This is a genomic window from Bergeyella porcorum (assembly GCF_042427575.1).
Lineage (GTDB): Bacteria > Bacteroidota > Bacteroidia > Flavobacteriales > Weeksellaceae > Bergeyella > Bergeyella porcorum.
Genome location: NZ_JBHMFD010000023.1, coordinates 26,538 through 37,593 on the forward strand (window position 1 = coordinate 26,538; position 11,056 = coordinate 37,593).

Annotated in this window: 8 protein-coding genes; 7 read left to right on the forward strand and 1 reads right to left on the reverse strand. The window is 39.4% G+C overall.

The features are described from left to right. Nucleotides 1–3 precede the first annotated feature (3 nt). From ACFFUE_RS10605 to ACFFUE_RS10625, 5 genes are all read left to right on the forward strand, one after another. Entirely contained in the window at nt 4–1,107 is a 1,104-nt protein-coding gene (locus ACFFUE_RS10605) for a glycosyltransferase (protein ID WP_376835189.1), read from the forward strand. Nucleotides 1,108–1,117: 10 nt separating this feature from the next. Beyond that, nucleotides 1,118–1,537 carry a SufE family protein gene (locus ACFFUE_RS10610; protein WP_376835191.1) on the forward strand — a complete coding sequence of 140 codons (420 nt, stop codon included), beginning with the start codon at nt 1,118–1,120 and terminating at the stop codon, nt 1,535–1,537. After that, on the forward strand, nt 1,537–2,532 hold the full coding sequence (locus ACFFUE_RS10615) for a glycosyltransferase family 9 protein (RefSeq protein ID WP_376835206.1): 996 nt from the start codon (nt 1,537–1,539) through the stop codon (nt 2,530–2,532). The genes ACFFUE_RS10610 and ACFFUE_RS10615 overlap by 1 nt, the downstream gene beginning before the upstream one ends. Before the next feature lie 186 nt (nt 2,533–2,718). After that, a complete protein-coding gene (locus tag ACFFUE_RS10620; protein ID WP_376835193.1) occupies nt 2,719–3,600 on the forward strand; it encodes a cupin-like domain-containing protein in 882 nt (293 codons plus the stop codon). A gap of 147 nt (nt 3,601–3,747) precedes the next feature. After that, nucleotides 3,748–4,620 (forward strand): hypothetical protein, encoded by an 873-nt coding sequence (locus ACFFUE_RS10625; RefSeq protein ID WP_376835194.1) that lies wholly within the window; start codon nt 3,748–3,750, stop codon nt 4,618–4,620. A 142-nt stretch (nt 4,621–4,762) separates the two neighbouring features. Here the strand turns inward: ACFFUE_RS10625 and ACFFUE_RS10630 are convergent, their stop codons facing one another. Continuing rightward, entirely contained in the window at nt 4,763–6,913 is a 2,151-nt protein-coding gene (locus ACFFUE_RS10630) for a peptidylprolyl isomerase (RefSeq protein WP_376835196.1), read from the reverse strand. 381 nt (nt 6,914–7,294) lie between these two features. Between ACFFUE_RS10630 and lon the strand changes: the two genes are divergently transcribed. Both lon and ACFFUE_RS10640 read left to right on the forward strand, forming a co-directional pair. After that, nucleotides 7,295–9,700, forward strand: a complete 2,406-nt coding sequence (gene lon / locus ACFFUE_RS10635; RefSeq protein WP_376835198.1) for an endopeptidase La — start codon at nt 7,295–7,297, stop codon at nt 9,698–9,700. A gap of 274 nt (nt 9,701–9,974) precedes the next feature. Continuing rightward, complete coding sequence (locus tag ACFFUE_RS10640; RefSeq protein ID WP_376835200.1) at nt 9,975–10,685, forward strand: DNA-binding domain-containing protein; 711 nt, start codon at nt 9,975–9,977, stop codon at nt 10,683–10,685. Nucleotides 10,686–11,056 lie beyond the last annotated feature (371 nt).

The following is an 11,056-nucleotide window of genomic DNA, read 5'->3' on the forward strand; positions in this document are numbered from 1 at the left end:
CCAATGAAAATTCTCATTAGCGTGTTTAATAACCTCTATACCGATCAAAGGGTAGAGAAAGTTTGCCGAACGCTTCATAACAATGGCTATGAAATAGAATTGATAGGGAACTCCTTAGAGGGATTGCCACCTATGGAGCGTCCGTATGTTTTCCATCGCATTCCGCTTCGTTCCAAAACATTGAGAAAAGCCTATATTGAATTTCAGTGGAAACTCTACAACGAACTGAAAACAAGAGCAGATAAACATACTGTTTTATTAGCGAATGATTTGGATACGCTTCTTCCTAATGTTTTATTAGCTCAGAAACGGCAATTGCCTCTGGTGTATGATAGTCACGAGATTTTTACCGAGCAGCCATCGGTGCAAGGAAGGTGGGTGCAGGGTGTTTGGCGTTTTTTGGAAAAACATCTCATCAAGAAGGTTGGCTATATGATGACCGAAAGTTTTAGTTATGCCCAATGGTTTAATGAAAAATATGGTGTTAATCCTTTGGTTGTGAGGAATATTCCATTTCAGATAAAAGAGGAAATTGAAACGGTGACGAATCAGCCGAAGGTCATTCTCTATCAAGGCGCTTTGAACCAAGCAAGGGGAATCCCACAGATGATTAAAGCCATGCATCAGATAGAAAATGCGGTGTTCAAGATTGTGGGAGATGGTCCTCAAAGAAAGGATTATGAAAAAGTAGCAGAGGAAGAAAAACTATTGGGGAATAAAGTTCAGTTTTTGGGAAGAATGAGTCCTCAGGATTTAAGGAAATTCACCCGAACGGCGGATGTAGGCGTTGCATTAGAAGAAAACAATGGACTGAGTTATTATCTTTCTTTGCCCAATAAAATTGCGGATTATATTCAATCTCGGGTGCCTATTGTAATGATAAATTTTCCAGAAATGAAAAAGGTTTACGCAGATTTTAAAGTAGGAGAGATGATTGAAAATCACCATCCTGATACCATTGCACAAGCCGTTAATAGGGCTTTGAATAACGGGAAAAATTATTACCGAGAAGCCTTGGATAATGCTGCTGAAGTGCTTTGCTGGGAACACGAAGAAGCTAAAATCCTAGACCTATTCCGAAGAATAGAAATGGAAAACTTTCATTAATTTTGCACCTATGACAATAAAAGAAAAACAAGACGCTATCGTAAAGGATTTTGAATTCCTTGAAGATTGGGAGCAAAAATATGAGTATCTTATCGATTTAGGTAAAGAACTAAAAGGGCTTCCCGAGGATAAAAAAACAGATGAAAATCTCATTAAAGGCTGTCAATCCAAAGTTTGGATAGATGCTTCGTTTCAAGATGGGAAACTTTTCTTCAATGCTGATAGTGATGGAATTTTACCCAAAGGTATCGTGGCTCTGCTGGTATCCATCTATAGCGGACATCCTACCAAGGAAATTTTGGACTCCGATTTTGATTTTATTTCCCAAATTGGACTCCAAGAGTTTTTATCACCCTCCCGAGCCAACGGATTAATGGCAATGACCAAGCAAATTAAGTTTTACGCAGTAGCTTTTCAATTAAAATCTTGATAAAAATATTAGCATATCGGTTTTCCGCTTTTGGCGATGTGGCAATGACGGCGGTGGTGCTTCGGGAGTTCTTGGAGCAAAATCCTAATGTGGAAATCATTATGGTATCTCGTGCCAACTTTTCTCCTTTGTTTGAAGGGATAGACCGCCTGCACTTCAAAGGAATTAACCTTGATGAATACAAAGGATTTTTGGGATTAAGACGATTAGGAAACGCCTTGCTGAAAGAGTTCCAGCCCGATTGTATTGCAGATTTGCACGATGTTATCCGAACTAAATTTTTGAGACGATATTTTAAGCTGAAAGGCATCCAGGTATCGGTGATAGATAAAGGAAAGGAAGACAAAAAGCAACTTACCGATGTCTGGAATTTGAATAAAACCCAACTGAAATCTACCACAGAACGCTATGCTGATGTATTGAGAGCCTTGGGCTTTCAGGTGACGCTATCTCATCAGTATAGAGTTTTAGCTGCGGATAAATCTGGGATAGGATTTGCTCCCTTTGCACAGCATAAGGGGAAAATGTTACCTTTGGAAAAATCTTTTGAACTGCTGAAAATCCTTTCTCAGTACAAGAAAGTTTATCTTTTTGGAGGTGGGAAAAATGAAGTGGAGATTCTCTCATCTTGGGAGCAGCAGCTACCGAATGTGGAGAGCCTGGCGGGGAAATTATCCTTAAAAGAAGAAATAGAAAAAATAACCACTCTGGAAGTGATGATTTCTATGGATTCTGCCAATATGCACTTGGCAAGTTTAGCGGGCACACGCTGTATTTCTGTTTGGGGAGCTACGCATCATTACGCTGGATTTCTGGGCTATGGGCAAAGCGAAGCTGATATTGTTTCCGTGGAAGACCTTACCTGCCGCCCTTGCTCTGTGTTTGGGGATAAGCCCTGCTACAGAGGAGACTATGCCTGTCTCAATGAAATTGACATTCACGAAGTGATAAAGAAAGTTGATATTAAGAAAAAATCTTTTTTACAACTGAAATAATTGTTGCATTGAAATAGGCTAAACGTGTGAAATTTATAAATCGTTAATAATTAACAGCTTGTATATTTGTAAAATGTCTTCAAAATATAATTTTGTGCGTTTGATCTACTTCCAAAAAGAACCATAGAAAATAGTTATATCGTTTCCTTTTAAATTTTCATAATTTTGTGGTTTAATTTTTTGTAAATGGGACTTATTTTAAAACCAATAGACATTGTAGAAGACATTAGTCAAGAAGATTTTATCAATAAATATCTGAAACCTCGCAAGCCCGTTGTCATCAGAAATATGGCAAGAAAATGGCCGGCTTATGAAAAATGGACTTTAGACTATATGAAGGAAGTGGTGGGCGATGTGGAAGTACCATTGTATGATTCCTCTAAGGCAGACCCAGCCGCTCCTATCAATGCTTCGGCAGCAAAGATGAAATTCACAGATTATATCGATTTGATAAAGGAGCAACCAACGGATTTGAGAATTTTCCTTTTTGACCCAATAAAATACGCTCCGAAACTGCTGGAAGATTATATCTCTCCAAAAGACTTGATGGGCGGTTTTCTGGATAAATATCCTAATATGTTTTTCGGAGGAAAAGGCTCGGTCACTTTTTTACATTTTGACATCGATATGGCTCACATTTTCCATACGCATTTCGGAGGAAGAAAGCATATTTTGTTGTTTGATTATAAGTGGAAAGAGCGTCTTTATCAGATTCCTTACGCTACCTATTCTCTGGAAGACTATGACATTTCCAATCCTGATTTTGAGAAATTCCCTGCCCTAGATGGTGTAGAAGGTATTGAATGCTTTTTGGAACACGGCGATACACTCTTTATGCCTACAGGATGGTGGCATTGGATGAAGTATTTGGATGGAAGTTTCTCGCTCTCGCTCAGAGCGTGGGATAAATCTTGGAAAGTGAAAGCTCACTCTCTTTGGAACCTAACGGTACAGCGGCAGGTGGATAGTTTCTTGAAAAAACGATTCAAAAAACGCTATATGGATTGGAAAGAGAAAAAAGCGATAGAACGAGCAGAACAAGCTTTGAGAAAAGGACTTCCTAAATAACAATAACGCCGAAAATTTTCGGCGTTTTTTATTTTACAATGCTATTAGATTGTTTAGCCAATTTAAAATTCTTAACATACATCAACGGTTTAGTAAAGAAAACCTCTTATATTTGTCATCACTGATGTTTAACTTAGCTATTTTAATATGATAAAGAAGATAAAACTTTCCAGATTAGTTCTTGTTCCCGTTCTCTTGGGATTGATTTTTTCACTATTTTACATAGGCGTATTAATGCTTACCAATGATGCAGAAACCAATGTTTCAAAATTCCTCCTTACCAAGATGGGAGCGGGACTTGAGCAAAATGTCAATGCATTATCCCGAAGTGTGATTCCCGTAGCGGGATTCGTAGGAGTTGTTTCCGCATTGGCTCTTATTTTAGGATTGGTAAAGAAAGAATTTCTTTTCAGTGATAGAAGTCGTTTTATTCAATGGGGATTATTTTTGGCAACCCTTTCAGTTTCCATTTATGGCTTCGGCGTGCGGATAATTTCCAATCATATGTTAGCAGGCACTCTATTTTTCTACACAGCCATTTTATTTATTTTGCTAAAAATTGTAGAGCGAAAAACGCCTGAAACAGATTCTATTCTGAAAAATCTTCAATGGTTGCCTATTATCTTCCTTATTTTTTATACGATGGGATTCACGGGATATCAAAAACTCTTCAATACCGAAATGGTGATGCCAAAGTATGTAGAAATGTTTAGCGATACTATTTTAGCTCAAATGCCAGGAGGCATCCCACCGTTTATTTATCTATTAGGAATCTGTGAATTTGTAGCGGGAATTTTAGCGGTGATAGCCTTAGTGAAAGGCGAGTTTATCACAGGGAAAAGCAAAATCTTTTTGAGATGGACGCTCTTACTTACTGTGTTCACTTTCTTTCAATTGAGCATAGGGTTGTTCATTTTGGTCAATATACCAGGAGCGATTAATTTGTTGCTCTACGCAATTTTTTCTACAGTATTATTTTACTTGATTGACGAGCACGGAGATAATTCTATTCTATCTTAAAACTCATCATTCATCTATAAATAAAACCTCTTTCGGAGCATTTCTCTGAAAGAGGTTTTGCTTTGTTTTGGCGTTATCAGCTCTGAAAACAAAAAAAGCTGCCCTTTTCGGACAGCTTTGATATTCATTAGTCTAAGATAGATTATTGCTGTACAGCTTTATCCCAAACTTCTATTCTGTAATCTTGGATATCGGCATTATCTTGCAAACTCTTCATAAACTGTTGCCCAAACATCTGTGCATTTTGAGCGGCAATAGTCTCTGTAATTTGCTTAGCATCACCTGGCTGTTTGTTGGTAGTTTCAGATTTTTTCACCAAAACATAGACTCCCGTCATTCCCTCTACAGGATTAGAGGCTTTACCTTTCGCTACGCCAAATGCTGCTCCTGCCACTTTGGGCTCCATTGCCATACCAATGCTTGGTGATAATAGATTGATTTGTGCAGATTGTTTAGCAGAAGCAAAAAGTTTTGCTACTTGGTCTAGGCTAGTGGCTTTACCAGCATTGATTTTCTCAATGATTTTTTTCGCTGCCAATTGATTTTTAACGATAGGTTCCAACTGCTCTCTTAGAGACTCTGGGTCTGCTAGTTCGTCATCGTGTTTACCATTTAGGAAAGCCACAATTCTATCTCCAGTGCCTTCCACCACAAAGTATTCGGTGTCTCCTTTTTCGCGTTTTTTGTTGAATGCCCACGAGATAATTTCAGCATCTTTATCTGTTCCTAAACCTTGAAGCTGTCCATCAAAACGATGTACGCTCTTAGGATTGGTAAACTGATAGTTGCCTTTCTTAGCAATATTGGTAAAATCATTGAAAGATTTCCCTTGCACCTGTTGGATAAAGCGTCTAGCATTTTTATCCACTTCATTTTCGGTAGCATCAGAAGCCTTAATCGCTTTGGCAAGGTGAGCCACTTTATATCCCATTGCACCAGCTTTTTTATCTTCGATATTGATGATATGGTATCCAAACTGAGTTTCTACCACGCCTGTAGCACCTTTTGGATTATTGGCTAAGAAGTTCAAGAACTCTGGCACGAAAGGTGTCTCTGGAGTAGTCCATCCAAGACTTCCGCCTTGGCTGGCAGAACCTGGGTCATTAGACAAGCTCACATATTCAGCAAATTTAGCTGGATTGGCTTTTACGGCAGCACCTATAGAATCTGCCAATTTCTTAGCCTCTTCTTTTGTTCTGCTTACGCCTTGTCCTGCAGGGCTATCTTTATAAGCGATAAGGATATGCCTAGACAATGTAGAGTCTGATGGCTTTTTAGCCAAAAGCTTAGAAACCACATAATAATTTTGCTCTTTGTATGGCCCTACGGCTTGTCCTACCGCTGCGTTAGCAATTTGCTCTGCTACACTTGGTGGCAATTGTTGCTTGCTAAGGAAAGTTGGATTGAATCTCAAATCAGAGTTCAGTTCTACGAACATAGAGTCATTCTGAGTATTTTGGAAGTTTTCCGTTCCACCACTCGCATCGGTTCCTTGGGTATTGAGTTTATTGAGCTCCGCTAATGTCTTCGCATCATCCTGAGCACTTGGCTTCGCAGGGAAATAAACCAAACCTAAGTTTCTACTCGGTTGAGATTTAAAAGTATTAGGACGAAGTTTGATGTAATTTGCCAAATCTTCGGTGGTTACTTTGATAGGGTTTTTCTTCAAAAACTCTGCATAATCCACTTTTACATAGTCTATATCTGCCACTTGGTCTCTTTGCTTCATCATTTCCTCAGCCTCTTTTTTGTTGGCAGTAACCCCTACAGATACATTGGCAAAGACTTGTCTAGCCATCATTCTATACTCTATAGAGCGTCTTGTTTTTTGCCATTGTTGGAGTGCTTGCACATCACCTGAAGCTTCTAGTCCTTCAATTTCTTTTTTTACTTCTTGAAGTTTAAAGTTTCCTTTTTCATCAAAGTACTGTGGATTTTGAGCAAACATAGGGTCGTACTGAAGCTGGCTCCAGAAGAAGTCATCTGTCATATGCAGACCCATTTTGTCAAACTGTTGTTTTACCAGTTTGCTTTGCACCAAGATTTGCCAAGCTTGCTCCTCTAGCCCTGCCGTAGGTCTTCCCTGCTGCTGAGCCTGTTGCTGAAGCATAAAAAGCTGGTCATTGTACTCATCTCTGGTAATCTCGTCACCATTCACTTTACCTAAAATGTTAGGATTTTTACCGAAAACTTGATCTAATGTATCAGGATTCACAAGGAATGCTAAAAGTGCCAGAGCAATCACTCCCACCATAAGCCAAGATCTCTTTCTAATTTCTCCTAAAATTGCCATTTTTCTTTTGTCTTTTTTATCAGTCTGCGAAAATACACATTTTTAAACTATTAGAAAATATTTTTTTGAAGATAATTTTTTTTGAGGGTTTTCTGTCCGCTCTTATGTTATAAGATTGATATCTTGTTGGTTGTCATATCTTCATTTCATTGCTGTTTTTTACTGTATTTCCTTAGTCTTGTGTCATTAAAATCTCAAGGTGTTTTTTCTCGATGTCTTCCAAAACTGGCAATTTTGTCCAATACTTCAAGTTATGGTCTATTGGCATAGGAATTGAGAAAATATACAGAAGGTACAGAAAACCCGTTATTATTGCTTCTGGTAAGAATAACGCTGGGTATGTTTTTTTAAATTAATGACATTTTGTCAGCACTATAAATTATGGACAATTTTGAAGATATAGACTTAGGAGAAATCTTTGATGGCGACTTTAGCATCGTAGCCGAAGAGCTGGATTTCTCTGGAAAAGAGGAGCTCAATGAAGATAGCACACAGACTACCTTTCCCATTCTACCTGTAAGAAATATGGTGATGTTTCCACAGGTGGTTATCCCTATTACAGCAGGGCGAGAGCAAAGCAAGAGCCTTCTGGAAAATGCCCAAAGAAACGGGGAAATTATAGGCATCGTTAGCCAGAAAAACGCAGAGCAAGAGCACCCTTCTGCCAAGGACTTGTATAGCATAGGGACTTTGGCTAGGATTATGAAAATCATCAAACTGCCAGAGGGAAATATCACTGCCATCACGAGGGGGATAGGGCGTTTCAAGCTAAGCAAAATGGTAGAGCAAGAGCCGTTTTTAAGAGCGGAAGTGACCAAGCTTACCGATAGCAAGCCTCGTAATAAAGCAGAGTTTGCCGCTTTAATGGAAAACATTAAAGACTTAGCACAAAAGATTATAAAGCTAGACCCTAATATCCCCAATGCAGCAGGGTTTGCCATCAACAATATGTCGAGCAACGAGGATTTGCTCAACTTTGTATGTACCAATTCCAATTTTGATGCAACCGACAAGCAAAGCCTTTTGGAGGAAAAAAGCATTATGAAGCGTGCTGAGCGTTGCTATGAACTCCTATTTGAGGATTTTAAAAAATTGGAACTAAGGAATCAAATCCATCAGAAAACCTCCAGAGATTTGGATAAACAGCAGAGAGAGTATTTCCTTAATCAGCAGATAAAAACCATTCAGGAGGAATTGGGTGGAGGCTCTGATTCTGATGCTGATGAACTTCGTGAGAAGGCAAAAAAACTGAAGTGGAATCCCGAAGTGCAACAACACTTTGAGAAAGAATTGGCACGCTTGCAACGCCAGCATCCTAATTCCCCAGATTATAATGTCCAGAGAAACTATTTGGATTTCTTTACAGATTTGCCTTGGGAACGATACTCCAAAGACGCTTTTGATATTGCTAAAGCCGAGAAAACCTTAGATAAAGCCCACTTTGGGCTAGAAGACATCAAGAAGAGAATCTTGGAGCATATCGCTGTTTTGAAACTAAAAAACAATATGAAGTCGCCCATACTTTGTCTGGTGGGGCCTCCAGGGGTAGGGAAAACCTCCTTGGGGAAATCCATTGCAGATGCCTTAGGCAGAAAGTATGTAAGAGTAGCCTTAGGAGGCTTGCACGATGAAAGCGAAATAAGAGGGCATCGCAAGACCTATATCGGGGCTATGGCAGGGCGTATTTTGCAATCGATAAAGAAATCTAATACATCCAATCCCGTCATTGTCTTAGATGAGATTGATAAGATAGGGACAGGCGTACACGGCGACCCAAGCTCAGCATTGTTAGAAGTCTTAGACCCAGAGCAGAATCATCATTTTTATGATAATTATTTGGAGTATGGGTACGACCTCTCTAAGGTGCTTTTCATAGCAACTGCCAACTCCCTCTCCAGCATTCAGTCGCCTCTATTAGATAGGATGGAAGTTATTCAGATAGCGGGGTATACCTTAGAAGAAAAGATAGAGATAGCCAAACGCCACCTCATTAAAAAACAACAGGAGGAAAATGGTCTTTCTGCCAAAAATTATAAACTGGGCACAGCAGAGCTAAAGCATATTATAGATGCCCATACCTCAGAAAGTGGTGTGCGTACTTTGGAAAAACGCATCGCTGCCATTTCCAGATGGGTAGCCTTGCAGATTGCCTTAGAGAAAGATTACGAACCTAAAATCTCCATCGAAAAGATTGATGAAATCTTGGGCGTGCCTCGCCCTCGTAACCTTTCGGAGATTACAGGCGTGCCAGGGGTAGTAACAGGCTTGGCGTGGACATCGGTAGGGGGAGATATTCTCTATATAGAAAGTATCCTCAGCAACGGGAAAGGAAGCCTCACAATGACGGGGAACCTAGGCAATGTGATGAAAGAATCTGCCACCATCGCTTTGGAATACATCAAAGCCAAGCACCTAGAACTGGGCATTGCTACCGAAGAGATAGAAAAGAAGAACATCCACATCCACGTACCAGAGGGAGCCACTCCTAAAGATGGGCCTTCTGCAGGGATTGCAATGCTTACCTCTATGGTATCTAGCTATAAGAATAAAAAGGTGAAGCCACACCTTGCAATGACGGGCGAGATTACCCTACGGGGCAAAGTGCTTCCTGTAGGAGGTATTAAAGAGAAACTTCTGGCAGCCACCAGAGCAGGCATTAAAGAGGTGATTCTTTGCGAAGCCAATAGAAAAGATGTGAGCGAGATAAAACCAGAGTACCTCAAGCATCTTAAAATCCATTATGTGGATAAAATGAATGAAGTTATAGACATCGCTATTGAAAAATAATAAGCGTAGAATACATTACTCAAGGTATGGCAACCCTCTGATGGGTTGCTGTATTTTTTTATACCTATATATAGCAGTGTACCGATGGGTTAAATATAAGGCTATGATACAACTATTGCAATTTAATTAAGAAAAAAACAACAATATGTTGTATAATTAAAGATATAATGATATATTTGTTCCGTATCCAAGCAGATGAATAATGAAGTATGGGCGTAATATAGACTGTAGATAAAACGAATTATTAACCCTAATACTTTTAGTTATGCAAAAAATGAAAGCTTGGTTAAGACCCAATCTCTTAACCAAAGAAGACAAAACAGATTTCATTGCTGTGCCAGTAAGAAACGGCAGTGTAAATGTAGAAGACATCATCCAAGCAATAAAAGATGATGGGACAGAAATCACAAGTGCCACCTCTCGCAATGTTTTGCAAAGGTTTTTTAAAAAACTGATAGAATTCTTAGCAGAGGGGTATAATGTAAACATTGGCATCCTCAATATGCACCCTAGCATAAAAGGAGTATTCACGGACAAAACTTGGAACCCAGAGAAACACAAGCTTTATGTATCTATTACACAGGGGCAAGAGCTAAAAAAGGCTATGGCTCAGGTTTCTGTGGATATTTTGGGCATACAGGCAGATAATTTTGAGATTTTCAGTATCACAGATAAATCCACTGGCAAATCAGATGGTAGCCTTACCAAAGGTAAAATAGCCGAGCTAAAAGGTAGCCACATCAAGATATTGGGCGAAGATGGAAGCAATGGTTTGAAATTTACCAACATCGAAACTCAAGAGGTAGTTGATATAGCCTTATCAGACATAGCCATCAATGACCCCTCTACCATTCTATTCCTTGTGCCGCCAGACATAGAAATGGGCACTTATGAAGTAAGCATCACCACACAGTTTAGTGGCTCTTCCGTTCCACTAAAGCAGCCTAAAACCTCTCGCCTTAGCTATGAAGTAGTGATAGAATAAAGCAGTATAGTATTTTCAGCCTGTCTGACACTATCGTATCAGATAGGCTGACACTATCGTTTTAGGGGGTATGGTACAGTCGTGTTTTGTAGTCTGAATACACTAAGAGACCATCAAGGTGTTATCTAGATTTATCGCAGAGGACAAGCCCTCTGTCCCCCTAAAGTGGCAAGTACGCTAATACTATTGTTTTTTTCACTCAATAAAAAAGCTTAGCGATTCTTGGCGTCTTAGCGGTTGATGTTTTTTTACCGCAAAGAGGGCAAAGGCTACGCAGAGAACACACTAGCCTTCGACTCTACTATTAGATTTGCATTTCGTAAATTCAGTTATTATTAATGAAAATAATTTCTGAACAACCAGAGGGAATA

Bases quoted from the DNA above. Each gene is read 5' to 3' on its own strand.
- ACFFUE_RS10620 (WP_376835193.1), top strand. From the start codon at position 2,719: ATGGGACTTATTTTAAAACCAATAGACATTGTAGAAGACATTAGTCAA.
- ACFFUE_RS10640 (WP_376835200.1), top strand. From the start codon at position 9,975: ATGAAAGCTTGGTTAAGACCCAATCTCTTAACCAAAGAAGACAAAACA.
- ACFFUE_RS10625 (WP_376835194.1), top strand. From the start codon at position 3,748: ATGATAAAGAAGATAAAACTTTCCAGATTAGTTCTTGTTCCCGTTCTC.
- ACFFUE_RS10630 (WP_376835196.1), bottom strand. From the start codon at position 6,913: ATGGCAATTTTAGGAGAAATTAGAAAGAGATCTTGGCTTATGGTGGGA.
- ACFFUE_RS10605 (WP_376835189.1), top strand. From the start codon at position 4: ATGAAAATTCTCATTAGCGTGTTTAATAACCTCTATACCGATCAAAGG.
- ACFFUE_RS10610 (WP_376835191.1), top strand. From the start codon at position 1,118: ATGACAATAAAAGAAAAACAAGACGCTATCGTAAAGGATTTTGAATTC.
- lon (WP_376835198.1), top strand. From the start codon at position 7,295: ATGGACAATTTTGAAGATATAGACTTAGGAGAAATCTTTGATGGCGAC.